Raw genomic sequence first — 25,352 nt, 5'->3', positions numbered from 1 at the left:
AGTCGCTAAGAAAATGATATTTATTATAAATTTATCATGATTTGGTGCGGGTGGAGGGACTTGAACCCCCACGCCTTGCGGCGCCAGAACCTAAATCTGGTGCGTCTACCAATTTCGCCACACCCGCAACGGCGCTGTCCTTAGCAGAGGCTTTTGCGGAGTGCGAGGGGGAAAATTACCCTTTTTGCAATTTCTCAGAGGCCGCATCGCCCTGCACCAAAGGCTGCGCCACAATTTCGCCTTATTTCTGATGTTACCTCACCACAGAGGCAAAAGCGGGCAAAGACCCGCGTCAAATGCGAGCAAAACAAATGACAATTCCCATTAGCCCTGCGCTGTTTATGGGGTTGCGCGATTTGGTGCAAAGCCCAATTGACGCAAAGCCCGCGTTGGAGACGCAGCTCATTATGGCAGATTTGCCCATTCTCACCCTTGAGGGGGCCTTGCCCGCAGAACATCTCTATGTGGGGGATCGTGTCGTCACCAGTATTGGCGCCCTGCCCCTTCAGGCGCTGATGCCTGTGTATATCGCCCAACCCCTGCGCGTGGTGCATCTTGAGGCCTATGCGCTTGGCTCTGACCAGACGCAGCCTTGTGATCTCTTTCCCAGTCAATTGTTGAAAACGCGCCAAGGAGACATGGCCTTTGCGCGGGATTTCATCGGGCAGCGGGGCGTGAGGTATCGCAATCTGCCACAGGCGCGCTTGTTGACCTTGCATTTTGTGCGCGATGTCCAGATTTTTGCCAATGGGCTGATCCTACAGGCGGCCCGTTCAGTCGATCAGGCCGCAGCCTAAAGTCACAGTTTTCAAACTGATTAAATTTTGTGCGCAGCGCACAAATATGTTGCAAGTCCCCAAATTTCCCTTGAGAGAGAGCAGCGCGAGCGGGCAATCAGATTGCCCCGCCCCGCACAACATGGTGTCAGAAAGGCGCAATGCACGCAGGAAGGCGAGGGCCACATGAAAAAAATCGAAGCGATCATCAAACCATTCAAGCTTGATGAAGTTAAAGAAGCGCTTCAGGAAATCGGCATTCAAGGTTTGTCGGTGACCGAAGTCAAAGGGTTTGGCCGTCAAAAAGGTCATACAGAGCTTTATCGCGGCGCGGAATATGTGGTTGATTTCTTGCCTAAGGTGAAAATCGAAGTTGTTCTTTCCGATGATATGGTCGATGGCGCGATTGAGGCGATCATTGACGCGGCGAAGACCGATAAGATTGGGGACGGTAAGATTTTCGTCTCCACCATCGAGCAAGCGATCCGCATCCGCACAGGCGAGTCTGGTGAAGACGCGCTCTAAGGCATGAGGCCAAAATAGCCAGGGTCGCTTTGGCCCTATCTCACTCCCCAAAGACCAAAATGTAAGGGAAGGTCACGATGAGCAAAGACAAGGTTCTTAAACTGATCAAAGACGAAGACATCGCATATGTCGATATTCGTTTCACAGACCCGCGCGGCAAGATCCAGCACGTTACCGTGATGTCTGATCTGGTTGATGAAGATTTCCTCGATGAGGGCTTCATGTTTGACGGCTCCTCAATTTCTGGTTGGAAAGGCATCGAAGCCTCCGACATGAAATTGATGGTAGACACAGACAGCGCTTATATTGATCCGTTCTACGCAGAGAAAACCCTGTGCGTGCATTGTAACGTGGTCGAGCCTGACACGGGCGAGCCTTACGAGCGTGACCCACGCGGCACCGCCGTTAAGGCAGAGGCCTATCTGAAATCCACAGGGATTGGCGATGTGGCCTATTTCGGCCCAGAGGCCGAATTCTTCATCTTTGATGATGTGCGTTACTCGGTCGCCCCGAACAAAGTGGGCTACGAAATTGACGCGGTCGCAGCCGCATGGAACACCGATGCTGAGTTCGAGATGGGCAATATGGGCCATCGCGCGGGCCACAAGGGCGGCTACTTCCCTGTGAACCCAATTGACGAAGCCCAAGACCTGCGGTCTGAAATGCTGTCGACCATGAAATCCATCGGGATGAAAGTGGACAAGCATCACCACGAAGTGGCGACCTGTCAGCATGAATTGGGCCTGATTTTCGGGACATTGACCGAACAGGGCGACAACATCCTGAAATATAAATACATCATCCAGAACGTGGCCCATGCCTATGGCAAAACAGCCACCTTCATGCCCAAGCCTATGGCAGGCGATAACGGCACGGGGATGCATGTGAACATGTCGATCTGGAAAGATGGCAAGCCCTTGTTTGCAGGCGACAAATACGCGGATCTGTCAGATGAGGCGCTTTACTTCATCGGCGGCATCCTCAAGCACGCCAAAGCGTTGAACGCGTTCACCAACCCATCGACCAACAGCTATAAGCGTCTGATCCCTGGCTTCGAAGCCCCCGTTCTGCGCGCTTATTCTGCACGGAACCGTTCGGGCTGCGTGCGTATTCCATGGACAGAAAGCCCCAAAGCCAAGCGCGTTGAGGCCCGCTTCCCCGATCCATCCGCAAACCCCTACTTGGCCTTCTCGGCCTTGTTGATGGCGGGTCTGGACGGCATTCAGAACAAAATCCACCCAGGTGAGCCTTCTGACAAAGATCTGTACGATCTGCCCCCAGAAGAATTGGCCGAAATCCCAACTGTTTGCGCATCCTTGCGCGAGGCATTGGAAGAGCTGGAAAAAGATCACGACTTCCTGCTCAAAGGCGATGTGTTCACGAAGGATCAAATCGATGCCTATGCCGCGCTTAAGTGGCAGGAGGTCTATGCCTTCGAACACACCCCACACCCTGTGGAATACAAGATGTATTTCTCCTGCTAAGCAGCAGAAATCAAACAAGAAAGGCGCAAGCATTGCTTGCGCCTTTTTTTATTCAAAACCGCATAAACCGCCGCATAAGACCCGTAGTCTGGCGCAGACGGCGCTCAGTCGCGCGGGCCTGTGCAGGATCACCGCGCGCGCCCCGCCGCGCGACATGGTCGGTTGCTTTATTCACCCCACGCCAAACCATCCGCCTTATCACCATACGGATCAGTGCCGAAATAAGGTTACTCATCTCACCCTCAATTGCAGCCCATAAAACAAGACCCGCAGAACGCGGGCCATGTGAGAAGATAACAGGATATTGGGGCAAAATCAGGGCGCGTCATCCTCGAACAAGGCGCCATCCTCATCTGCGTCATCCATATCGAAGGGAAGACCGCCCTCCTCCTCCTCTGGGGCTTCTGCGCCCTCCTCAGACAGGTTCAAGCCGCGCGGGCGATTGTCGAGCAGCCCTGCATCGCGCAATTCCTTCACGCCCGGCAAATCGCGGGCAGATTCCAAACCGAAATGATCCAAAAATGCGGGCGTTACCACGAATGTGACGGGCCGCCCGGGCGTCATCTTGCGGCGGCCAAATTTGATCCATTCCATTTCAATCAATTGATCAATCGTGCCCCGATTGACCGACACGCCGCGGATTTCTTCAATCTCGGCGCGTGTCACAGGTTGATGATAGGCTACGATTGCCAAGGTTTCGATTGCCGCGCGGGACAGTTTCCGTGTCTCGACCGTTTCGCGACTCATCAGAAAGCCCAGATCAGCACTGGTGCGCATCGCCCATGCATCCCCCACTTTGACCACATTCACACCGCGCCCCTCATAGCGGCGGCGCAGCAGTTGCAAGGCTTCAGCAGGATCACAACCATGCGGAAGGCGTGCTTCCATCTCGCGGATCGAGACAGGCTCGGCACTGGCAAAAAGCAAGGCCTCAATCATGCGTTCCTGTTCTGCCAAAGGGGGCGCTTGAAACAGGCTCTTCTCAGGCGTGCTTGAGGGTGCTTCAGCAGGTGTTTCGGGGGAAGTTTCAGGTGTATCCGCCACGCCGCTCATCTTTCATCATCCCTTCGTTTCACTTCAATTGGCGCGAATGTTTCCGCTTGGCGAATGACCAATTTTCCCGCCTTTACCAATTCCAAACTCGCCGCAAATGTGGCCGCAGTGGCCGAGCGGCGTTTTTTTGGATCCATGCCCCACCCATCGGGCAGATAGGTCAAGATATCCGTCCACTCGCCCGCATATCCGATCAGGCCGCGCATCCGCTCTAGGGCTTGCTCCATGGTAAAGACGCTGTCGCGATCCATGACAAAGGGGCGAAAATCATCACGGGTTCTTATCCGCGCATAACCTTGCATCAAATCAAGAAGGTTTGCGGTATATTTGACCTTGCGGGCATGGGTAACGGCCTCGGGAATGCCACGCACGAAACGATCCCGTCCCAAACGATCCCGCGCCATCAACTTGGCCGCGCATTCACGCATGGCGCTTAATCGCTCCAACTGGAAGGCCAAATGCGCCGCCAATTCTTCGCCTGAGGGGCCCTCTTCTTCGGGATCAGGCGGCAATAAGAGGCGCGATTTGAGATAGGCCAACCATGCGGCCATAACCAAGTAATCCGCTGCCAATTCAATCCGCAATTTGCGCGCTTCTTCCACGAAGGCCAAATATTGTTCGGCCAATCGCAAAACCGATATTTTGCGCAAATCCACCTTTTGCGTGCGCGACAATGTCAGCAATAGGTCAAGCGGCCCTTCAAACCCATCGACATCGACAATCAACGCCTCGGCCGCGCGGCGTTCGGCCACGCTATCCCATTCACCGGGATCGGCGAGAAGATTGTCATTTGCCGCCTCAGGGGGCAGCGCAGGTGTATCGCTCATATTGGGCCTTTTTCGCTTAGGCTGCGAAGTTCGGCATCTATCGCATATAAGTCAAGCGATGTCGCGGATTTGCGGGCCAAAAGTGCCGCCTGCGCGCGTTTTGCCGCGATCCCGTCCAACTGACCAGAATGGGCAACGACCTCCTCCATTTCGGGCAGCTTGCCGTTGCAATGCAAAATCACATCACAGCCCGCCGCGCGGGCCTGCGTGCTGCGTTCTGCCAAACTGCCCCCAAGCGCCCCCATCGAGATATCATCGGTCATCATCAACCCTTGATACCCGATATCCTCGCGGATCATCCGCATCAGAAAAGGCGACAGGGATGCAGGCAGGTCGGGGTCAACTGCCTTATAAATGATATGCGCGCTCATCCCCATTGGCAGATCAATCAGGGGCCGAAAGGCCGCAAAATCAACCGCCTCCAATTCACTGCGCGCGGCATTGACACGGGGGCAGATGAGATGGCTATCCACCTGACCAAGACCATATCCGGGCAGATGTTTCAAAATCGGGGCCACGCCCGCATCCATCAACCCTTGGGCATAGGCGCGGGCAAAGGTTGCAACTGTGTCAGGCTCAAACCCGTAAAGGCGATTTTTTAACACTGCATGGGTTTCAGGCCGCGCGACATCCGCCAAAGGCGCGCAATTAACGTCAAGCCCCACGGCGCGCATTTCAAGCCCAATATAGGCCGCGCGCAAATATAAGGCGCGCGCAGCCGAGTGCGGATCACGGCCTGCGATCATATCAAGGGGCGGTGTCCAGTGCCGCCAATACGGTGGCCCCATGCGCTGCACACGCCCGCCCTCTTGGTCAATCAAAATCGGCGCATCCCACCCAACACAATCGCGCAAGCTATCGGTTAAGGCCCGCAGTTGGTCGGGGGTATCGATGTTGCGCGCAAAAAGAATAAATCCCCAAGGGTTGGCTGCACGAAAAAACTGCGCCTCATCCGCCGACAAACTTAAGCCCTGTAGGCCAAGGATTGTGGCAGAATAAGGGATAGACATAGCCCTGCCCCCTCACCGAATGGTCGCAGGGATACAGGCCTGACCCAATGCCAAGAGCGCCGTGCAGAAACGGCGTGCATCATCCACCCCGTCAAACCCCGCAACGCGCAGACGGAAGAATTCCTGACCGCCCGAACTGGCCGCCATAATCACGCGGCCACGCCCTTCGAAAAAGCCATCATATTGCGCAGCAAGCCGATCCCATTCACGCCGCGCCGCATCGGGGCTGTCAAAGGCGCCAAGCTGCACAACCATGTCCCCCGCAGCAAGGGTTGAAGGATCAATTTCAATGGCGTCACCACGGCTAGCATCACTGGGCACCTGTGCAAGGCTCAGATCCATCGTAAAGGGTCGCGGCGTTGGAATAAGTGATACAGCCACGCCCGCGACAGAGGCAGGAATTCTGTCGACCTCAGGCGTAAGATCAGGCTGAGGCGCATTCGGGCTTTCCCCCAAAGCCTCTGCTAAAAGGGCGGTGATCAAATCTTCGGTCGCCTGCGGGACCTCCGCGACAGGCGGCGCAGGCGGCCCGATCAAGTCAAAACTGTCAGGCGCGATAATGTCCACTTCCGGCGCGGCTTGGGGCATTTCAGCCTCAGGCGTTACCAAAAGGGTCACATCCTCGATCAATTCAACAGGCGGCGGCGCCAGGATGATTTGCGCGGCTGCTGGCCCCGCCTCACGCCCTGCGGCGATCTCATTCACGGCAAGGCCCATATGATCCGCCTCAACCCCGCCCGGGTCATCTGGCGGCACGCGAAACGGCTCGGATGGTGCGGCAATCACGGGCACACCGAGGGTTTGCCGCTTCAGCGCCTCATATCCCCAATACCCCCCAAGCGCCACCATGGCGACCGACATCAGCCCCATGACCCCAAGACCGAGTTTGCGCACGGACTGCGTGCGTTCGACCTCGGCAAGGCTCGCGGTGATCTGATCGGCGGAGGCCTGAAGGTCGGGCGCGGCTGTGGCGATGAGAGGATCCCACCCCGCCTGCGGCATCTGTGGCGCGCGCGCGGATGGGGGATCAAATCTTTGCGGCGGGTTGGCAAAAAGACGCGCCGGATCAACCGCCATCCCCCCGACAGGCCGTCTGGCCTGCGCAGAGTTCGCTATGCGCTGAAACGGTCTTTGCGCGGGAGGTTCTTTTTCATAAGCCGCCATGCCTGCCCTTTTCCGCCGTGATGCCCTTTGTTTTATGGGCTTATGTCACGACACTATCCTGCTCTGCCTCTGGCCTGCGGAGGGTGAAGACGTTTATCGCCCTACATTTTATCCGCAGGTGTTACCCCTAAGATACCAAGACCGTTGGAAATAACAACGGCTACTGCATCAATAAGGGCCAATTTTGCCGAAGTCGTGGCCAAATCATCTTCTTGCAAAAAGCGCAGATGGGGTGCGGCATTGCCCTTATTCCACAGAGCGTGGAATTCAGCGGCCAGATCATAGAGGAAAAACGCAATGCGATGCGGCTCGTGCGATTGTGCCGCGATCTCGACCACACGCGGCCATTCCGCGAGTTTTGCCACAAGCGCGAATTCAGCCGGATCGTTGATCGCGTCCAGATTTTTGTGATCTATCCCGATGCCCAATTCACCCGCCTTGCGCAGCACCGATTGAATGCGGGCATGGGCGTATTGAACATAGAAGACGGGGTTGTCTTTGGATTGCTCTAAAACCTTGTCGATATCAAAATCCAAAGGCGCATCGTTCTTGCGGGTCAGCATGATAAAGCGCGTAACATCGCGCCCGACCGCCTCGACCACATCAGACAACATGACGAACGTGCCTGCGCGTTTTGACATCTTAAACGGCTCGCCGCCTTTGAAGAGGCGCACCAATTGCGTCAGCTTAATATCAAGCGGCACCTTGTTTTCAGACAGCGCCGCCACGGCGGCCTTCATCCGTTTGACATAGCCGCCATGATCGGCGCCAAAGACGTCAATCAATTCATCATAGCCACGAGTGACCTTGTCATAATGATAGGCGATGTCCGGGGCAAAATATGTCCATGCGCCATCCGATTTCATAATCGGGCGATCCACATCATCGCCATGCTCGGTGGATTTGAACAAGGTTTGTTCGCGCGGCTCCCAATCCTCTGGGGTTTTGCCCTTTGGTGGCTCTAACACACCGCGATAAATCAGGCCCTTACCCTTGAGGTCTTCAATCGCGGCTTCAATCCGCCCCGTGCCATAGAGGGATTTTTCACTAAAGAAGTGATCCATTTTCACGCCAAGACTATCGAGATCAGCCTCAATCAGCTGCATCATGGCCGCGATGGCGAACTCACGCACGGGGGCAAGCCATTCCCCCTCGGGGCGACCAAGATATGCATCTCCAACCTCGGATTTAAGGGCCTGACCCACCTCGATCAGGTAATCGCCTGGATAGGTGCCATCCTCAAAGGACACAGCCTGACCATGCGCCTCGAGATAGCGCAAATACACAGAACGCGCCAAAACATCGACCTGCGCCCCGCCATCATTGATGTAATATTCGCGCGTCACGTCATATCCTGCGTAATCCAACAGGCTGGCCAAAGCATCGCCAAAGACCGCGCCGCGCGTATGCCCCACATGCAAGGGCCCTGTCGGGTTGGCCGACACATATTCGATATTCACCTTACGCCCCTGCCCGATATTGACGCGGCCATAGGCAGCGCGCGCCTGCGCAATGCCGCGCAGCATCTCGCGCCATGTCTGCGCAGAAAGGCGAAGGTTCAGAAAGCCTGGCCCCGCCACATCGGCAGTCTCAATCCGCGGGTCGGCCATCAGGATCGGGGCCAATGCATCGGCGATATCACGTGGCTTTAGTCCTGCAGGTTTTGCCAGAACCATGGCCGCATTCGTTGCCATATCGCCATGGGCGGCATCGCGCGGGGGTTCAACCGCGACATTGGCGAAATCAAGCCCTGCGGGCAACGTGCCTGCGGCCTCCATCTGACCCAAAGCGTCAATCACCAAGGCGCGAATATCGGCAAAAAGCATCATGTTTTATCATCCTGATTGTCTTGCGCCCTGCTCTATCAGGTTGCAGGGCAAGGTCAATGCCGCAGGGCCCTTAGAAGACGGCCCCCAGACCCAAATCACGGTTGAAGATACGCCGATGGGTTTGCAGTGCGAACCGATCCGTCATGCCCGCGATATAATCGCAAACCAAGCGCGCAAGCGTGGTGTCATCTTGCGCTGCGCGCACTTCGGCCTGCCATTGGCGGGGCAGTTGCTCAGGGTGGGCCATCATATGCGGGAATAAATCATTCACGACATTCGTGACGATTGCGCGTGTCTCGACCACCCTCGGCGCACGATACATGCGGGTGAACAAAAACGCGCGCACCTCTTTGAGATCAGCAAAAACCTGGTCCGAAAACCGCACCATTGAGCGCCCTGCGTGGCGGATATCTTGCGGCGAAGCAGGATCAAGCGCGCCGAGGGCTGTGGTGGCATAGGCAATCACATCCTCAACCAATACCCCGAAAAAGCGGCGCAGCGCCTCGTGCCTGCGGCGGGTTGGGTCAATATCGGGATAGGCCGTATCCACCTCGCCAAAACACGGGCCCACAAGGGGCAGCGCCATAATATCGGCCACCTCAAATAGCCCTGCCCTTAGCCCATCATGCAGATCATGGTGATTATAGGCGATATCATCCGCAATTGCAGCAATCTGCGCCTCAAGGCTGGCATAGGTGGTCAATTCTAGATCATGGCGCGCATTATATTCGGCCAAGGCCCAAGGATATGGGGCGGCCACGGGCCCGTTATGTTTCGCAATCCCCTCAAGGCTTTCCCATGTCAGGTTTAGCCCGTTAAAATCGGCATAATGGCGTTCGAGATTGGTGACGATGCGAATGGCCTGCGCATTATGATCGAACCCGCCATAGGGCGCCATCAAATCGCAAAGCGCATCCTCGCCCGTATGGCCAAAGGGCGTGTGGCCCAGATCATGGGCCAGCGCAATCGCCTCGGTCAAATCCTCGTTCGCCCCAAGGGCGCGGGCAATCGTGCGGGCCACTTGCGCGACCTCGATTGAATGGGTCAGACGGGTGCGAAAATAATCGCCCTCATGCTCGACAAAAACTTGAGTTTTATGCTTGAGGCGGCGAAAACTAGAGGCATGGATGATGCGGTCGCGGTCACGTTGAAAGCAAGACCTGTGCCCACTTTCCGCCTCGGGGTAGAGCCTGCCGCGACTGTCGCTCGGAGTGCAGGCATAGTTTGCGGGCATGATCCCTATCCTTGCCGTTTCAATTTGGCAGTCTTATATTGGAAAAAACACTGTTCTAACAGCCCGCAATCACAGCAATTTTTGCCCAAGCGAGATGGCGATGGATTTGAACCTACCTCCCAAAGTAACCCCCCGCGCCTTTGCGCGTCTGGCTGAGATTAACGCAGATACACCTGCCCCGAAGGCGCTGCGCGTGGCCGTTGAGGGGGGCGGGTGTTCTGGCTTTCAATATGATATTCGGCTTGATGATCCCGCCGATGGTGATCTGATCTTGGAGGATGCAGGCCAAAAGGTTGTGGTTGATGAAACCTCGCTGCCGTTTTTGGCCAATGCCGTGATTGATTTTTCCGAAGAATTGATCGGCGCGCGCTTTGTGATCGACAATCCAAATGCCGCGTCATCCTGCGGCTGCGGGATTAGCTTTTCTCTTTAACCCATTGATTAAAAAGGCCTGCGCTTATGAAAATAGCCACATTCAACATCAATGGGATCAAAGCGCGCATAGATGCCCTGCCGCAATGGTTGGATGAGGCGGCCCCTGACGTGGCGCTATTGCAAGAGATCAAATCGGTTGACGAGGCCTTCCCCCGCGAAATTTTCCAGGAGCGGGGGTATAACGTGGAAACCCATGGTCAAAAAAGTTTCAACGGCGTGGCCATTTTGTCAAAATATCCGCTCGAAGATGTGATCCGTGGCCTACCCGGTGACGCAGAGGATGAGCAGGCACGTTGGATTGAGGCCACAGTGGTCGGTCAAAAGGCGCTGCGGATTTGCGGGCTTTATCTGCCCAATGGAAATCCCTGCCCCGGCCCGAAATATGAGTATAAATTGGCGTGGATGGCGCGGATGCAGGCGCGTGTTGCCGAACTTTTGGCGGAAGAAACCCCCGTTTTGTTTGCGGGGGATTACAATATCATCCCCCAAGACGAAGATGCCGCCCGCCCCGATGCATGGCGTGAGGATGCATTGGCGCGTCAAACCAGTCGCGAGGCGTTTCGCAAAATCGTGAACCTTGGCCTGACGGATGCGTTTCGCGCACGGGTGCAAGGTGGCGACAATTATTCGTTCTGGGATTACCAAGCGGGGGCGTGGAACCGCAATGATGGGATCCGCATTGATCACATTTTGCTGTGCCCCTACGCGGCTGATCTTTTGCAAGATGTTGGAATAGATCGCGAAATCCGCGCGCGTGAAAAACCATCAGATCACGTGCCGGTTTGGGTTGAACTGGCCGCCTGATTTCCCACGCCCCGCGATTTAGCCTATTCGCGGCATTTGCCCCCCCAATTTGGTCGAATTTAAGCACCTCAGCCGCCATTTGGCGGTCTAGGTTTGGTCAAGGTGAAGATCATCTCAACGGGAGGTATGGATGTCTGAAACAACGCGGGTCGTGATTATCGGGGGTGGTGTTGTGGGGGCATCCGTTCTCTACCACCTCGCCAAAGCGGGTTGGACAGATAGCCTTTTGATCGAACGGTCTGAACTGACCTCGGGCAGCACATGGCACGCAGCGGGCGGGTGCCACACCATCAACGGTGATCCAAATGTTGCCAAGCTTCAGAAATACACGATTGATCTTTATAAAGAAATTGAGGAGCTGTCAGGTCAGGCCACAGGCTTTCACATGACAGGTGGGGTGATGTTGGCCTCTACGCCTGAGCGGTTTGATTGGTTGAAATCCATCTCTGCCAAAGGGCGCTATCAGGGCATTGAAACCGAAGTGATCACCCCCGAAGAGGCGCATGAGCTGATGCCGCTTCTGGATCCGAGGCAATTTAAGGGCGCTCTGCGCACCGTTGTCGATGGCCATCTTGACCCTTCGGGTGTGACCTATGCCTATGCCAAATCTGCCAAAATTCTTGGGGCGAGCTATCAGACCCACCGCATGGTGACGGGCATCCTGCGTGCGCGCGATGGTGGTTGGATCGTGCAAACCGACAAAGGCGATATCGCCTGCGAACACGTGGTCAATGCAGGCGGTCTTTGGGCGCGCGAAGTGGGGCGTATGGTGGGCCTAGAACTGCCCATCTTGGCGATGGAACATATGTATCTGATCACCGAAGACATGCCCGAAGTGGCCGAGATCAACGCGAAAACAGGTCGCGAAGTGATCCATGCGGTCGATTTCGATGGCGAGCTGTATTTGCGCCAAGAACGTGGCGGGATGCTTATGGGCACCTATGAGAAGGCCTGTGTTCCATGGTCGACCCGCAACACGCCGTGGGAATTCGGGCATGAGTTACTGCAACCCGATATTGACCGCATCGCGCCAAGCCTTGAGGTGGGGTTTGAACATTTCCCCGCCTTTGCCAATGCGGGCATCAAACAAATCATCAATGGCCCCTTCACCTTTGCCCCCGATGGCAACCCGCTGATCGGACCTATCCGTGGGGTTGAGGGGATGTGGTCAGCCTGCGGGGTTATGGCGGGCTTCAGCCAAGGGGGCGGTGTCGGTCTGGCGCTGGCCAATTGGATCACCCAAGGGGATCCTGGCTTTGACGTATGGGCCATGGATGTGGCGCGCTATGGCGATTGGACGACACTCAGCTACACCAACCCGAAAGTGCAAGAAAACTATTCGCGCCGCTTCTCCATCAAATTTCCGAACGAGGAATTGCAGGCCGCCCGCCCCCATAAGACCACGCCAATTTATGATCGCATGGTCGGGCTTGGCGCGCAGATGGGTGAATCTTGGGGGCTTGAAGTGCCGCTTTGGTTCGCGCCCGAAGGCGTGCGGGATCAATTCTCATGGCGGCGGTCCAGTGATTTTGCCCATGTTGGGGCCGAGGCGCGCAACCTGCGCGAGGCTGCGGGCCTGTTGGAAATCTCAGGCTATTCGAAATTTCGGATCGCGGGCGCGGATGCAGGGGCGTTTCTTGACCGCGTTTTGGCCTGTGCCCTGCCCAAACCTGGTCGGATGACGTTGGCGCCAATGTTAAAGGAAAATGGCAAGCTGCAAGGTGATCTCACCTGCGCCTGCCTAGATCCTGAGACTTATATGCTGTTTGGCTCTGGCATGGCTGAAAATTTCTATGCCCGTTGGTTCGAGGCCCAAAAATTGAGCACCGAAGACGTCACCATTGAGGTGATCGGGTTAGGCCTTTGCGGGCTGCATATTGCAGGGCCAAAGGCGCGCGACATCCTTGCGCAAATTGCCCCTGATATGGCGAAGATGCGCTTCATGGATTTTGCGAAAATGGATGTGTCCATGGCCCCCGCCTATGTTGGGCGGGTCAGCTTTACGGGGGATTTGGGCTATGAGATTTGGATGCGCCCAGAATTCCAGCGCCAAGTTTTTGAGGCCTTGTTGCGCGTTGGAGCGGATCACGGGCTGCGTCCTATTGGTCTGCGGGCGCTCAATTCTTTGCGTTTGGAAAAGAACTTTGGCGGATGGGCGCGCGAATATCGCCCTGTCTATGGCCCGCTTGAGGCCCGTCTTGATCGGTTTGTGGCTTATAATAAACCCGCTGATTTTATCGGCAAAGCCGCAGCCTTGGCCGAGCGGGAGACGGGCGGCGCTTTACGCCTAATGAGTTTCGCGATTGACGCACATGATGCCGATGTGATCGGGGATGAGCCAATTGATTTTCAGGGGAAAACCATCGGTTGGGTTACATCTGGCGGCTATGCCCATGCCAGCGCGACATCGGTTGCGATGGGATATGTGCCGAAGGAATATGCCGATCAGGCGGATGGCTTCACCATCGAGGTTTTGGGCCATGCCCTAAAGGCCACGCCCCTGCCCCAGCCCCTGTTCGATCCAGAGGCCAAAGTGATGCGCGCGCCTTAATTGGCGCGCCATTCCTCAAGCGCGGGATTTTCGCGACTGCGGCTTTGGCCAAAGGGCCACCATCGGCGTGCTGATCTTTGCGGCGGTGTGTCGGGTATGCGGGCATAATACATTTCGCGCGCGCCGAAATAGAAACTCACCACCGCCCCCAAAAGCCACCAAAGCGGCTCGGGGATGGCCGCCAAACCCGTCATGCGCGCGGCAAAAGCCACAGGGTCGATCATGGCAAAGGCGAATAGGCCAATGACCGACAGCGCCATCAAAGGACGCGGCAGGCGGTTTAGCCCATTAATCGCGCGGTCAAACCCCGTGCTGCCACTATGGGTGAATTCGGCCGCATAGCTGCGCAAGATTTCTGCGCGAAATTCTGCATCTGCGGCCTCGCGCGCGGCCGCATTGCCGGCAAAGACCTCTGATATATTTTCAACAGTCTGGCCAAGGGCCGTGAGCCCGCCAAGCGCCCCAATCACCGCCATGATTTAACCCTTTCGTTATGCTCTGCCGCGCTTAAATGATATTTGGGCGACAAGAATGTTTCTGCCCGCGTGATCCAACCGCCCTTTCCCCCATCGCGCTTGCGCGCAAATTTCCGCAAACTGGGGCGTCTCTCCCCCAAGCTGTAATAGAAATTGCGCCGCGCAATGGCATAGGCACCAATCAACGCGCGCTCATTTCGGCTGCTTGCGGCCTGAGCCGCCCGTGCGGTGATGGGGCCAATCACCCCATAAACCGCGATATCAAACCCCATATCGCGCAGCAGTCGTTGCAGCAAAATGATCGCCTGCGCCCCCGCATTCACCTGCATATCGTAAACCACAGGCTGCAACGCCTCAGGCAGCAAATATATGCGCGGGGCGCGATAGTAATCTTCTTCGAAGATTTCGATGGCAATAGCGCGTGTGAGGCGCAGGATATCATCACGGTCGATATCACCATCGCCATCTAAATCGCGCCCTGCATTTCGCAGGGCGGCCAAGGTGATGCCAAAATTTGTGGGGCCGCCCGGATCATCGGGATCATCGGAAAAGCCGCCCTCATGGCTTAGGATCTGGTGTGAAATCGCCCGAAGCGAAAGCATGGGCACGCCCTCCCTGCTCTGCGGTTAATGACGGGGAGGGTCTATCAGACTATGGTTAAAACAGGCTTAACGGCTCAACGATAGGCATGCAGGCGACCATCTGCGCTGACCACATAAAGCGTGTCATTGACCACGATGGGTTGGCTTGCCGCCCCGCCCCGCAGGGTAAGGCTGCCATCAAGCGCGGCACCTGTTTCAGGGTCAAAACGCAGAATTTCCCCATCGCCCGTGGCCAAGATCAAATGACCACCTGCCAAAATCGGCCCGTAATAGGTAAACACGGCCTTGCGGCGGCGCTCGCGGCGGGCCTCGTAAAGGGGCAATTCGGTTTCCCAAATCATCTCACCAGTCGCTTGATCAAGACGGATCAATGCATTGCGGTCAGATACGAAAAACACGGAATTTCCTGCAACGATCAGGCCCGAATAGGCCCCTTCTGTCGCTGTCCAAAGACGCTCGCCCGATCCCGCATCGATCGCGACAACGCGGCCAGACAGATTGCCTGCATAAAGCCTGCCCCCCACCACAACGGGGTCTGAGGTGATATCGTTGATATAATTATAAGCCACACCGATCCGCTCGCCCGCGATGGCACCCGACCAGACCCGCACGCCCGATTGGCGCAAAACACCCGTCAACTCGCCCGAGCCAAAGGGAAACACGACCAAGCGCGAGGTCAGCGCAGGGGATGGGCTGCCTGACAAGACCGCGGCGGCCCCAGTTGCGGGGATTTCCCACCGCACACGCCCCGTGGCCGCATCCACGGCATAGGCCTGATCATCACGGCCCGTCACATAAACAACACCGCCCGCCACAGTCGGTGCGCCAAGCGTTGCCCCAAGACGTTGACGCCATGAAATAGCACCGCTTGCTGCATCAATGGCCAGCAATTCACCATAGCCAGTGGTTGCAAAAATCTGATCCCCTGCGGCGCCAATCCCGCCACCAGAGACACCGCCGTCACGTTCGCTTGCAGGGGTCAAATCAATGCGCCAAATCACGGCCCCCTCGGGCGAAGTCGCCTGAAGCCCTGCATCACTATCAAGCGTAAAAATCGCGCCATTTGTAAAAATTGGGTCCGCGGTCAGACGGGTGCGTCTGCCATTGCCTTGGCCAATATCCGTTGACCACAGCAGGCTTGCTGATTGCGAGAACCCAAGCGCAGGGATCGCATTGGCGGCATTCGCACCGCGCAATGGCCAATCCGTCAAACGCTGCGCTGTTGGTTGCGCGAAAGGCACGAAGGCCGCATCCGCCGCCTCAGCGGTGGCATCCACCCCTTCCTCGCTTGGCAGGGTTTGCGCCAAAGGCACGCGTGTCCCGAACCGTTCACCTTGCAAGATCGGCTCGCGCTCACAGCCCGCAAAAAGGGCCAATGCAATGAAGCTGACACCGCAGAGCCGCGCCACAGGTTTTGCGTAAGAAACGGTATTGTGCATGAAACCTGTCCCTTTATTCAGATGACGCGCTTTGGCCCGTGATCGTAGCGCCACTTTGCAGCGCGAAAATCAAGGCGCTGATCCGCTGACGCTGTGACAGGGTCACAACCGATTGTTCAGACAAGGCCTCAAGTGCTTCAATCGCCCCCTCTTTATCGCCCGCCTTCAAGAGTTCCAGCGCCTGCATTTCACGCGCGATGCCTGCGAAAGGCGCACCATCCTCAGCCAAACGCGCCAATGTTGCATCGACCAATCCCTGATCCTCCAAGGGGGCAAGGATATGGGCGCGTAACAGGGCCAGATCGCGATAACGTGGCAAGAGATCGGGTGCATCTGCAATCGCGCGCAACGCCGCTGCAGCGGCCACCGGGTCGCTTTCGCTGAGGTCTGAGGCACGAATGAAAGCCAGCAGAACCTCTTGATTGCTGCGGCTTGGGGTGATCTCAGCGAGGGCCGCAGCGCGAGCCTCTGCATCGGGCAGATCAAGGGCGGCAATCACCGCATCCCCAAAATCACGCGCTGCCGCAAGGTCGCGATTTGTGCTGATCTCGCGATAGGTCGCGGCCCCGACCAATGCGACAACAGCCAAAACGCCAATCCAGCCCCACCTTTTAAACGCGCGAAACAGCTGATCGCGGCGCAATTCTTCGGTGACTTCATCAATGAAACTGTCGCTTTGGCTCATGCTGTGCCGTTCTCTCTTTGAAATCAAAACCCACGTGCCTCACTTAACGCGAAGCACAGAGCTTTGCCAAGTGCAACCGCACCCAAACGGTGTATTCGCAACAGATGGTCAAATTCTGTCACAAAATAAAAACTAAACCATTCCGTTCATTCTTGCGGACGTAGGTATAAAAGACTAATCTAAACGCAACAGTTCACTCGTATGAGTCACAAAGCGTTACCCAACCAAACGCAGAACACAAAAGATCAGCGGGCGTTATCAGATCATATATCCGCCCCGAAAAGAGGTTATTTAATGCGCATTTTTCCAGTCATCACGGCCCTTTTGGTCTGCGCGGCGCTTTATGTGCTGATTTTTCAGCGCGATGCCTTGATGGGGCGCGACAGTGAAAGCCCTGCCGCGGCTGAGGCCGCGCAAATGGACAGCGGCACATTTGGGGATGCGATGCGCGTGGTGATTTTGCCAAGCCGTGCTGAGGTGATTTCCGATGCCGTGCGCCTGCGCGGGCGATCCGAAGCTGCGCGTTTTGTTGAGATTCGCGCAGAAACCTCGGGTCGGATTATTTCAGACCCGATCAAGGCGGGCCAATCCGTGACGGCAGGCGATATTCTTTGCCAAATCGATGAAGGCACCCGCGCTGCCGCCCTAGCCGAGGCTGAGGCCGCGCGCAGCACCGCAGAGGCGCAACTTGCAGCCGCGCAAATTGACGCCAATGCCGCAACCCGCCTGAATGAGAGCGGTTTTGCCTCTGAAACACGCGCGGCCAGCGCCTCAGCCAGCCTCAGCAGTGCAGAGGCCGCCTTGCGCTCGGCTGAGGCGGCCATTGATCGCGCCGCCGAAGAATTGGCCCGCGTAGAAATTCGCGCCCCCTTCAACGGTCTATTGGAAAGCGACACCGCGGAACTGGGCACATTGATGCAGCCAGGCGCATTATGCGCCACGGTGATTGATCTTGATCCCATCAAATTCGTTGGGTTCCTGCCCGAGGCTGAATTGGCGCGCATCAGCATCGGCCAAACAGCGACCACGCGGCTGGTGAATGGGCGTGAGGTGGACGGGATTGTGCGATTTGTTGCGCGTTCCGCTGATCCGCAAACCCGCACCTTCCGCGTTGAGATTGAGGCAGAAAACCCCGATCTCAGCATTGGGGATGGCCAAAGTGCCGATATCGCCATCGCCACCGAAGGGACAGCCGCCCATTTGGTGCCAAGTTCTGCGCTGACTTTGGATGATCAGGGTGATTTGGGGCTGCGCGTTGTGGCCGAAGATAATCTTGTTGCATTTTACCCCGTCACCCTCCTGCGCGACACGCCTGATGGGGCCTTGGTCACAGGACTGCCTGACCAGGTCGACATCATCATCGTAGGGCAGGAATTTGTCTCAAACGGGAGGCAGGTCGTGCCTGTCTCGATCCATGACATCCCCACAGGCCAAAATGCCACGATTGATGCAGCGCGATCCGCGCTTGGAGGGGCACAATGACCGGGATCATCGATTGGGCCGCCGCCCGTGCGCGGATGGTCGTGGCCTTTATCGTTTTGTCGCTGACGGTTGGTGCGGCCGCCTATGTCGGCCTGCCCAAAGAGGGTGAACCTGACATTGATATTCCAGGTTTGTTTGTTTCTGTCCCCTTCCCCGGCATTTCCGCCGAAGATAGCGAGCGCCAATTGGTGCGTCCGATGGAGGCCGAGTTTCAAGATCTCGATGGATTGAAATCCATCAACTCCACCGCCGCCGAAGGGTATGCGGGAATCTTTATCGAGTTTGAATTTGGCTGGGATAAATCCGCAACCATTGCCGATGTGCGCGATGCCATGAACCGCGCCGAGACGCAATTCCCGCAAGGGGCGGAGAACTATTCAATCAATGAAATCAATTTTTCGGAGTTTCCAATCATCATCGTGGCGCTGTCTGGCAACGCGCCCGAGCGCACATTGATCCGCCTTGCGCAGGATTTACAAACACGGCTTGAGGGGTTGTCGCCTATTTTGGAGGCGGGGATTGCGGGCGCGCGTGATGAGATGTTGGAGGTCTTGATCGACCCGCTCTCGCTTGAGGCCTATAATGTCACGGCGCAGGAATTGATTTCGGCAGTTGTGAACAACAACCAATTGATCGCGGCGGGCGTGGTCGACACCCCAACGGGTGCCTTGTCGGTGCGCATTCCATCCTCGTTTGAAAGCCCGCAGGACGTTTATGATTTGCCCGTCAAGGTAAATGGTGACCGCGTTGTGACCTTAGGGGATTTGGCGCAAATTCGCCTCACCTATGAGGATCGCACGGGCGCTGCGCGCTTTAACGGCAATCCCACCATTGCGCTTCAGGTCGTCAAACGCCAAGGGTTTAACATTATCGACACCGCCGAATTGGTGCGCCAAGAAGTGGCCGCCTTCGAGGCGGAATGGCCCGAAGAATTACGCGCCGCCGTTCATATCACCACCTCCTTGGATCAATCCAAAACCGTGGCCTCGATGGTGGCACAGCTTGAAGGGTCGGTTTTGACTGCAATCGCGCTTGTGATGATCGTTGTTCTGGCCACGCTTGGCACAAGATCGGCGCTTCTTGTGGGCTTTGCCATCCCCACCTCATTCTTATTGTGTTTTATCTTTTTGGGCATCATGGGCATCGCGGTTTCAAATATCGTGATGTTCGGCCTGATCTTGGCCGTTGGGATGCTCGTTGATGGCGCGATTGTTGTGGTCGAATATGCCGACAAACGCCTTGCGGAGGGCGCGCGCCCCATGCAGGCCTATACTGATGCCGCAAAGCGGATGTTCTGGCCCGTTATATCTTCGACTGCGACCACGCTTTGCGCCTTTCTGCCGATGCTATTCTGGCCTGGGGTTCCGGGTGAATTTATGGGGATGCTCCCCGTCACGTTGATCTTTGTTCTCTCCGCCTCTCTGATTGTGGCGCTGGTCTATCTGCCCGTGATGGGGGGCGTTGCCGCCCGTCTGTCGCGCAGCGCGGATCGCTTTGGTGTGCTGTTGATGCGCCTTGTGCCAAGTCGCGCCATTCGCATCGCTCTTGCGGTTGTGGTGGGGTTTGCCCTGTTTCAATCCGCCTTGATGGTTATGCGCGGCGGTGGCGCAGGGCCAGACACCCCTGCCCTTCTTGCGATCCTGCCGGGCGTTTTGGCTTTTTCGGTTACAGGTTTGGCCATGTCGGTTGTCATGGGCACATTGATCCGCCCGCGCGTGGTGGAACGGGTTGAGGGCGGATATAAGCGCACAAGATTGGGCCTGCTGATCGAGCGTTTGGTGGGCAACCCGTTTGCCCCCGTTTTGACCATTGCCGCGGTTTTGGGCTTTGTTGTCGTGACCTTCAGCTATTACGGGGCCAACAATAACGGCGTGGATTTCTTCGTGGAGACCGAGCCTGAAAACGCGATTGTCTATGTGCGCGCGCGCGGCAATCTGTCGGTCGAAGAAAAAGACGCTTTGGTCGCACAGGTCGAGGCGCGGGTGCTTGGGTTCGAGGGCGTGCGCGATGTCTTTGCCTTTTCGGGTGATGGCGGATTGAACAATAACACAGGCGGCGCAAGCGCGCCTGAGGACACAATCGGTCAGGTTCAAATCGACCTCGCCCCTTGGGGCACGCGGGCCGATGGCAATATCATTCTTGATGCGATCCAAGCGGAGTTGGACACCATTCCTGGCATCCATACCGAGATATTCGAGCAGGCCAATGGCCCTGCCAATGGTAAGCCGATTGATCTCGAACTAACAGGCGATGATTGGGTGCAGCTTCAGCAAGCTACGGCAGACGTTCATGCCTATTTCGAGAGCCTCGAGGGGCTGACCCTCATCGAAGATACCCTGCCCCTGCCGGGGATTGATTGGCAGATCAATGTCGATGTCGAGGCCGCAGGCCGCTATGGCGCGAATGTGGCCACTGTGGGCGCTATGGTGCAATTGGTCACGCGCGGGATTTTGCTTGATCGGATGCGCGTGCCGACATCGGATGATGAGATAGAAATTCGCGTGCGTTTTCCAGAAGATGCCCGTGTCTTGTCGACCCTAGACACCTTGCGCGTGCGCACCGCAGATGGATTGGTGCCGCTATCAAATTTCGTCAGATGGGAACCGGTGCGCCGTTTGGCCGAGATCAAACGCCTTGATCAATCGCGCATCTTTCAAGTGAAGGCCGATGTTATCTCGGGCCTTGTGCGGGTGACGATCGGGGATCGTGACTTGGGATTGCTGCGCAATGCGGCGCCTGAACACGCCAACAGGCCCGCTGAATTCAGCATAGATGGGCGCGACTATGTGCTTCATTCCTTGGCCGAAGGCGTGAGCCGCGCCGAGTTTGACGATGCATTAAGCGGCGATGTTACCCTGACGCCTATCACGGCCAATGAACGGATTGCCCATATCACCGCCGCATTAGAAACAGGCACGATTTTGCCCGATGGCGTGAATTGGCAATGGGGCGGCGACCAAGCCGAGCAAGCCGAAAGTCAGGCCTTCTTATCTCAGGCCTTTGCAGCCTCATTGGGCTTGATGTTCATCATCCTGCTGGCGCAGTTCAATTCATTTTACAATTCGGTTCTGGTGCTTCTGGCGGTTGTCTTGTCGACCGCAGGGGTATTGATCGGGCTTTTGACCATGGGGCAAAGTTTTTCGATCATCATGACGGGCACGGGCATTGTCGCCTTGGCGGGGATTGTGGTGAACAATAACATTGTGCTGATTGACACCTATCAAGAATATAGCCGCTATCTGGCCCCGATTGAGGCGATCATCCGCACAGTCGAGGCGCGCATTCGCCCTGTTCTTTTGACCACCATCACCACGATGGCGGGGCTTGCGCCGATGATGTTTGGCATCAGCCTTGATTTTGCAAATGGCGGTTACACCATTGATAGCCCGACTGCCCTGTGGTGGAAAAACCTCGCCACGGCAGTGGTCTTTGGATTGGGCATTGCCACAGTTCTGACCTTGGTCTTCACGCCATCGCTTTTGGCGGTGCGGGTCTGGTGGAATGAAATCTTAGGCTGGATTGCGCAGACCTTGGCGCGCATTGGCGCGGCGCGCTTGTCACAGCGCACCCAAGATTACGCTTTGGCGCGCGCGGCATTGGAAACGGCAAACCCCCTCATCTTGTGGGAGGATGAGACGGCCGAAGATCAAAAAACAAAACCTGCAGGCCCGACTGTTCACGCCGCACAGTAAAGACAATCGCGCCCCTTATTGGGGCGCGCGTTCCTGCTCACTCATCTGACGCGCCCACATGGCCGCGTAACGGCCACCTGCGGCAACCAGATCTTCGTGACGACCCCGTTCCACAACAACGCCTTTTTCAAGCACCATGATCAAATCCGCATCCACCACAGTCGACAGGCGATGCGCAATCATGATCACGCTGCGCCCTTGACCAAGCGCGCGCAATTGGCCCTGAATCTCACGCTCGGTTTCCGTATCAAGCGCCGATGTCGCCTCATCGAGCAAAAGAATGGGGGGATCTTTCAACAAGGTGCGCGCAATTCCCACGCGCTGCTTTTCACCCCCAGAGAGCTTTAACCCCCGCTCCCCCACGATTGTCTCATAGCCTTCGGGCAGGCTTTCGATGAAATCATGGATTTTCGCGGATTTTGCGGCGGCCTCAACCTCAGCACGGGTGGCATCGGGCCGGCCATAGGCGATGTTGTAGAAAATCGTATCATTGAACAAAACCGTGTCTTGCGGCACCACGCCAATGGCATCATGCAGCGAGCTTTGCGTCACCTTGGCGACATCTTGCCCGTCAATCACAATCTGGCCTTTTTGGGGATCGTAAAAGCGGAACAATAAGCGCCCAATGGTGGATTTTCCCGACCCAGACGGCCCAACCAGTGCCACGCTTTGACCCGCCTCTAGGGTGAAATCCACCCCGTGCAAAATCGCGCGCGTGCTTTCATAGGAAAAATCAATGGCGCGGAATTCCACCTTGCCATGGCTGACCTTCAGCTCTTGCGCATCAGCGGCATCATGCACATCGGCGGGCTGCTCAAGCAACGTGAATAATTCGCCCATATCAACCAAAGCCTGTCGAATTTCGCGATAGACTGTGCCCAAGAAATTCAATGGCATGGTGATTTGAATCATAAACGCGTTGACCATGACGAAATCACCCACAGTCAAATCGCCCCGCTCAACCCCCAAAGCCGCCATGATCATCACAATCACAAGACCCGTGGTGATGATCAATGATTGGCCGAAGTTTAGAAACCCGAGCGAGTAATTGGTCTTGATCGCCGCCTCTTCATAGCCCGCCATCGCGCGATCATAGCGTTGTGCCTCACGCTCTTCGGCGTTGAAATATTTGACGGTTTCAAAATTCAAAAGACTATCGACCGCCTTTTGATTGGCATCGGTGTCCTGATCATTCATTTGACGGCGAATTTTCACGCGCCATTCTGTCACCTTAAAGGTGAACCAAACATAGAGGGCAATCGTGACAATCAGAACCGCCAAATAGCTGATGTCGAACACCGTGGCGAGGATGATCCCCGTTAGCAGCAATTCAAGGATCAGCGGCCCGATTGAGAACAGCAAAAACCGCAAAAGAAAATCTACGCCTTTGACCCCACGCTCGATGATGCGACTTAGCCCGCCTGTTCGCCGCGTGATGTGAAACCGCATTGATAGGGCGTGGATATGGCGGAAGGTTTCAATCGCAATCATGCGCAAGGCGCGCTGCCCAACACGGGCAAAAATCACATCGCGCAATTGCTGAAAGCCGACATTTCCCGCCCGCGCGACCCCATAGGCGATAGTCAGGCCAACCGCCCCAAGGCCAAGGGCCCAAGCGGGGCTTGGCGCGTCTCCCCCAAGCGCGTCCACAGCGGCCTTATAGGCAAAAGGCCCCGCAACCGCGACCAATTTGGCAACCACCAAGGCGGCAAGGGCAAAGACAACCCGATATTTCACCCATGGCATCTCTTTGGGCCAGAGATAGGGCCCCACCTTGCGCAAGGTGATCATGCTAGAGGCGCGACTTTCAGGATCAATTGCTGGCGCGTTTGTATGTGGTGCGGTCATTATCTGGAGACTCGGATTTGGTCAGGTGACCTAAACGTAAAGAAGCGGGGCGCTGATGACCAGAGCCCCGCTTGAGCGATCCCGCCCCTGCCCCCGCGACCTATTGCGCAGGGATGGTGAAGACCTGACCCGGATAAATCAGATCAGGATCCCGAATTTGGTCGCGGTTGGCATTGAAAATCTGAACATAGTCAAAGCCAGACCCCAAGATATTTTCGGCAATTCCCCAAAGCGTAAAGCCGCGTTCAACCGTTACCACACGAATGGCGTTTTGCGCGCCACCTGCAGCATCCGCAATCTCAGCCGCAGCCTCGCGGATAAAGCGGGTTTCAGACCGCGCGATGACTGTGCCATCCGCGGCCAGTTGATCCACGCGCAGATCATAGGCCCCTGCGGCAACGTTGGCGACATCGGCGCGCCATGTGCCATCGTCACCGCCTGTCACCTCAGCCACAAGCGCGTTGTTGAGGTAAACCCGCAAAGCAGCGCCGCTATCGGCACGCCCCGCAATTTGAACATCCCCCGCACTAGAATAGCTGACCGTGTCAATGCTGAGGGCCACGCCATCAGTGCTGCCACCTTGCACCAGGGAAACGCCCTGCCCGTCTGATTGCAAAACGATGGGCGTTGTGGTGCTTTGGGTGACTGTTTCCGCCTCGTCTGTGGCCTCTGCAACAGTCACAGGCGCGGCAATCGGCGCCACGACCAAGGTTTGTGCTGCAGCCACCCGCGCACCTGTCTCATCGGTCGCTTCGACCGACAAAAGACGCGGACTGTCCGAAGGGGCAAGTTTGGACAAAAGCACGAAATTGCCCGCACGGTCCGCACTGGCATCTGCGTTATCAACCCCATCGAGCAAGAGATAAATCTCGGCATTTGGCATCGCGCTGCCGGCGATCACGGTCATGCCATCGGGCGAGACACGGATAACATCCAAAACAGGCGTGGTCGTCACCACGGCCTCAGCGACATCAGCCGCAACTTGCGCAGCCGAAGATGTCTCGGGCGCAACGGTTTCTTCGCTTGCAGTTTCTACGCTTGCAGTTTCTTCCGTGGCGGCGGTTTCCTCGGTGGCCTCTGAACTGGCCTCTTCCGCAGCCGCTTCTTCTGCGGGCTCTGGCGCTTCTGTGCTGCTTGTGGCGTCATCTGCCACAGCGGGTGCCTCTGCTACGACCTCTTCACCAGCGCGGTCTTCGTTTACCACTTGCCAGCCCAAAAAACCCAAAGCGGCGATGGCAAGGGCAATAATGCCCATCCCAACCCCCGACAAGCCGCCCGCCATTTTTGACCCGTTTGCCATATTTTCTACCTTCATGATCGCACCGCTTTGCGGGCGTATAGATTTATCCCCAAACCCAAGGGCTTGCGCAGATATTGCACCACGCTTGGCACCATCCGCAAGATGTTGCGAAACCTATCTGTCACAAAACTGTGTC

General features: G+C 56.5%; 21 protein-coding genes and 1 tRNA gene. 8 read left to right on the top strand and 14 right to left on the bottom strand.

Annotated features, from left to right (window positions below):
* Positions 1-42 precede the first annotated feature (42 nt).
* Positions 43-127: transfer RNA gene (locus AAC620_RS02670), tRNA-Leu, on the bottom strand.
* A gap of 184 nt (positions 128-311) precedes the next feature.
* On the opposite strand from AAC620_RS02670, the gene AAC620_RS02665 reads away from it, so the two are divergent.
* The 3 genes from AAC620_RS02665 (at position 312) to glnA (ending at position 2,785) form a co-directional block, all read left to right on the top strand.
* Complete coding sequence (locus AAC620_RS02665; RefSeq protein ID WP_340242692.1) at positions 312-797, top strand: hypothetical protein; 486 nt, start codon at positions 312-314, stop codon at positions 795-797.
* 165 nt (positions 798-962) lie between these two features.
* A complete protein-coding gene (locus tag AAC620_RS02660; protein WP_317654668.1) occupies positions 963-1,301 on the top strand; it encodes a P-II family nitrogen regulator in 339 nt (112 codons plus the stop codon).
* Between the two features lie 77 nt (positions 1,302-1,378).
* Positions 1,379-2,785: a type I glutamate--ammonia ligase gene (glnA, locus tag AAC620_RS02655; RefSeq protein WP_340242691.1), complete on the top strand. Its 1,407-nt coding sequence runs from the start codon at positions 1,379-1,381 to the stop codon at positions 2,783-2,785.
* Positions 2,786-2,837: 52 nt separating this feature from the next.
* On the opposite strand, the gene AAC620_RS02650 is transcribed toward glnA, so the two are convergent.
* From AAC620_RS02650 to AAC620_RS02620, 7 genes are all read right to left on the bottom strand, one after another.
* On the bottom strand, positions 2,838-3,020 hold the full coding sequence (locus tag AAC620_RS02650; protein ID WP_317654670.1) for a hypothetical protein: 183 nt from the start codon (positions 3,018-3,020) through the stop codon (positions 2,838-2,840).
* An 80-nt stretch (positions 3,021-3,100) separates the two neighbouring features.
* On the bottom strand, positions 3,101-3,838 hold the full coding sequence (gene scpB / locus AAC620_RS02645; protein WP_340242690.1) for an SMC-Scp complex subunit ScpB: 738 nt from the start codon (positions 3,836-3,838) through the stop codon (positions 3,101-3,103).
* The gene (locus AAC620_RS02640) at positions 3,835-4,665 is read right to left on the bottom strand and encodes a segregation and condensation protein A (protein ID WP_340242689.1); all 831 of its coding nucleotides are present in this window, start codon (positions 4,663-4,665) and stop codon (positions 3,835-3,837) included. Before AAC620_RS02640 ends, scpB begins: the two co-directional genes overlap by 4 nt.
* Positions 4,662-5,675, bottom strand: a complete 1,014-nt coding sequence (locus tag AAC620_RS02635) for a glycoside hydrolase family 3 N-terminal domain-containing protein (RefSeq protein WP_340242688.1) — start codon at positions 5,673-5,675, stop codon at positions 4,662-4,664. The genes AAC620_RS02640 and AAC620_RS02635 overlap by 4 nt, the downstream gene beginning before the upstream one ends.
* A 12-nt stretch (positions 5,676-5,687) precedes the next feature.
* The gene (locus AAC620_RS02630; RefSeq protein ID WP_340242687.1) at positions 5,688-6,752 is read right to left on the bottom strand and encodes an SPOR domain-containing protein; all 1,065 of its coding nucleotides are present in this window, start codon (positions 6,750-6,752) and stop codon (positions 5,688-5,690) included.
* 188 nt (positions 6,753-6,940) lie between these two features.
* A complete protein-coding gene (argS, locus tag AAC620_RS02625) occupies positions 6,941-8,668 on the bottom strand; it encodes an arginine--tRNA ligase (RefSeq protein WP_340242686.1) in 1,728 nt (575 codons plus the stop codon).
* 70 nt (positions 8,669-8,738) lie between these two features.
* Entirely contained in the window at positions 8,739-9,902 is a 1,164-nt protein-coding gene (locus tag AAC620_RS02620) for a deoxyguanosinetriphosphate triphosphohydrolase (protein WP_340242685.1), read from the bottom strand.
* A 94-nt stretch (positions 9,903-9,996) separates the two neighbouring features.
* On the opposite strand from AAC620_RS02620, the gene AAC620_RS02615 reads away from it, so the two are divergent.
* The 3 genes from AAC620_RS02615 (at position 9,997) to AAC620_RS02605 (ending at position 13,692) form a co-directional block, all read left to right on the top strand.
* Positions 9,997-10,335, top strand: coding sequence for a HesB/IscA family protein (locus tag AAC620_RS02615; protein WP_340243585.1), 339 nt, complete (start codon positions 9,997-9,999; stop codon positions 10,333-10,335).
* A 26-nt stretch (positions 10,336-10,361) separates the two neighbouring features.
* On the top strand, positions 10,362-11,141 hold the full coding sequence (gene xth / locus AAC620_RS02610; RefSeq protein WP_340242684.1) for an exodeoxyribonuclease III: 780 nt from the start codon (positions 10,362-10,364) through the stop codon (positions 11,139-11,141).
* A gap of 130 nt (positions 11,142-11,271) precedes the next feature.
* Entirely contained in the window at positions 11,272-13,692 is a 2,421-nt protein-coding gene (locus AAC620_RS02605) for a GcvT family protein (protein ID WP_340242683.1), read from the top strand.
* Here the strand turns inward: AAC620_RS02605 and AAC620_RS02600 are convergent.
* From AAC620_RS02600 to AAC620_RS02585, 4 genes are all read right to left on the bottom strand, one after another.
* On the bottom strand, positions 13,689-14,168 hold the full coding sequence (locus AAC620_RS02600) for a holin family protein (protein WP_340242682.1): 480 nt from the start codon (positions 14,166-14,168) through the stop codon (positions 13,689-13,691). The genes AAC620_RS02605 and AAC620_RS02600 overlap by 4 nt on opposite strands.
* A complete protein-coding gene (locus AAC620_RS02595; protein WP_340242681.1) occupies positions 14,159-14,770 on the bottom strand; it encodes a holin-associated N-acetylmuramidase in 612 nt (203 codons plus the stop codon). Before AAC620_RS02595 ends, AAC620_RS02600 begins: the two co-directional genes overlap by 10 nt.
* A gap of 74 nt (positions 14,771-14,844) precedes the next feature.
* Positions 14,845-16,209, bottom strand: coding sequence for a PQQ-like beta-propeller repeat protein (locus AAC620_RS02590; protein ID WP_340242680.1), 1,365 nt, complete (start codon positions 16,207-16,209; stop codon positions 14,845-14,847).
* Between the two features lie 13 nt (positions 16,210-16,222).
* Positions 16,223-16,894, bottom strand: a complete 672-nt coding sequence (locus AAC620_RS02585) for a hypothetical protein (RefSeq protein WP_340242679.1) — start codon at positions 16,892-16,894, stop codon at positions 16,223-16,225.
* A gap of 294 nt (positions 16,895-17,188) precedes the next feature.
* Between AAC620_RS02585 and AAC620_RS02580 the strand changes: the two genes are divergently transcribed.
* Together AAC620_RS02580 and AAC620_RS02575 are read left to right on the top strand one after the other, a co-directional pair.
* Positions 17,189-18,376: an efflux RND transporter periplasmic adaptor subunit gene (locus AAC620_RS02580; protein ID WP_340242678.1), complete on the top strand. Its 1,188-nt coding sequence runs from the start codon at positions 17,189-17,191 to the stop codon at positions 18,374-18,376.
* Complete coding sequence (locus tag AAC620_RS02575) at positions 18,373-22,068, top strand: efflux RND transporter permease subunit (RefSeq protein ID WP_340242677.1); 3,696 nt, start codon at positions 18,373-18,375, stop codon at positions 22,066-22,068. Before AAC620_RS02580 ends, AAC620_RS02575 begins: the two co-directional genes overlap by 4 nt.
* A 15-nt stretch (positions 22,069-22,083) precedes the next feature.
* Here AAC620_RS02575 and AAC620_RS02570 read toward each other — a convergent pair whose 3' ends face one another.
* Positions 22,084-23,859 (bottom strand): ABCB family ABC transporter ATP-binding protein/permease, encoded by a 1,776-nt coding sequence (locus AAC620_RS02570; protein ID WP_340243584.1) that lies wholly within the window; start codon positions 23,857-23,859, stop codon positions 22,084-22,086.
* Positions 23,860-24,016: 157 nt separating this feature from the next.
* Positions 24,017-25,231 carry a LysM peptidoglycan-binding domain-containing protein gene (locus AAC620_RS02565; protein WP_340242676.1) on the bottom strand — a complete coding sequence of 405 codons (1,215 nt, stop codon included), beginning with the start codon at positions 25,229-25,231 and terminating at the stop codon, positions 24,017-24,019.
* Positions 25,232-25,352 lie beyond the last annotated feature (121 nt).

Origin of the sequence: Roseobacter sp. HKCCA2468 (assembly GCF_037805105.1) — a bacterium.
In the GTDB taxonomy this organism is placed as follows: domain Bacteria; phylum Pseudomonadota; class Alphaproteobacteria; order Rhodobacterales; family Rhodobacteraceae; genus M30B80.
This window is presented reverse-complemented; position numbering and strand designations above follow the sequence as displayed.

Coding starts and splice junctions, on each gene's coding strand:
- AAC620_RS02665 (WP_340242692.1), top strand. CDS start 312: ATGACAATTCCCATTAGCCCTGCGCTGTTTATGGGGTTGCGCGATTTG.
- AAC620_RS02660 (WP_317654668.1), top strand. CDS start 963: ATGAAAAAAATCGAAGCGATCATCAAACCATTCAAGCTTGATGAAGTT.
- glnA (WP_340242691.1), top strand. CDS start 1,379: ATGAGCAAAGACAAGGTTCTTAAACTGATCAAAGACGAAGACATCGCA.
- AAC620_RS02650 (WP_317654670.1), bottom strand. CDS start 3,020: ATGAGTAACCTTATTTCGGCACTGATCCGTATGGTGATAAGGCGGATG.
- scpB (WP_340242690.1), bottom strand. CDS start 3,838: ATGAGCGGCGTGGCGGATACACCTGAAACTTCCCCCGAAACACCTGCT.
- AAC620_RS02640 (WP_340242689.1), bottom strand. CDS start 4,665: ATGAGCGATACACCTGCGCTGCCCCCTGAGGCGGCAAATGACAATCTT.
- AAC620_RS02635 (WP_340242688.1), bottom strand. CDS start 5,675: ATGTCTATCCCTTATTCTGCCACAATCCTTGGCCTACAGGGCTTAAGT.
- AAC620_RS02630 (WP_340242687.1), bottom strand. CDS start 6,752: ATGGCGGTTGATCCGGCGCGTCTTTTTGCCAACCCGCCGCAAAGATTT.
- argS (WP_340242686.1), bottom strand. CDS start 8,668: ATGATGCTTTTTGCCGATATTCGCGCCTTGGTGATTGACGCTTTGGGT.
- AAC620_RS02620 (WP_340242685.1), bottom strand. CDS start 9,902: ATGCCCGCAAACTATGCCTGCACTCCGAGCGACAGTCGCGGCAGGCTC.
- AAC620_RS02615 (WP_340243585.1), top strand. CDS start 9,997: ATGGCGATGGATTTGAACCTACCTCCCAAAGTAACCCCCCGCGCCTTT.
- xth (WP_340242684.1), top strand. CDS start 10,362: ATGAAAATAGCCACATTCAACATCAATGGGATCAAAGCGCGCATAGAT.
- AAC620_RS02605 (WP_340242683.1), top strand. CDS start 11,272: ATGTCTGAAACAACGCGGGTCGTGATTATCGGGGGTGGTGTTGTGGGG.
- AAC620_RS02600 (WP_340242682.1), bottom strand. CDS start 14,168: ATGGCGGTGATTGGGGCGCTTGGCGGGCTCACGGCCCTTGGCCAGACT.
- AAC620_RS02595 (WP_340242681.1), bottom strand. CDS start 14,770: ATGCTTTCGCTTCGGGCGATTTCACACCAGATCCTAAGCCATGAGGGC.
- AAC620_RS02590 (WP_340242680.1), bottom strand. CDS start 16,209: ATGCACAATACCGTTTCTTACGCAAAACCTGTGGCGCGGCTCTGCGGT.
- AAC620_RS02585 (WP_340242679.1), bottom strand. CDS start 16,894: ATGAGCCAAAGCGACAGTTTCATTGATGAAGTCACCGAAGAATTGCGC.
- AAC620_RS02580 (WP_340242678.1), top strand. CDS start 17,189: ATGCGCATTTTTCCAGTCATCACGGCCCTTTTGGTCTGCGCGGCGCTT.
- AAC620_RS02575 (WP_340242677.1), top strand. CDS start 18,373: ATGACCGGGATCATCGATTGGGCCGCCGCCCGTGCGCGGATGGTCGTG.
- AAC620_RS02570 (WP_340243584.1), bottom strand. CDS start 23,859: ATGATCACCTTGCGCAAGGTGGGGCCCTATCTCTGGCCCAAAGAGATG.
- AAC620_RS02565 (WP_340242676.1), bottom strand. CDS start 25,231: ATGAAGGTAGAAAATATGGCAAACGGGTCAAAAATGGCGGGCGGCTTG.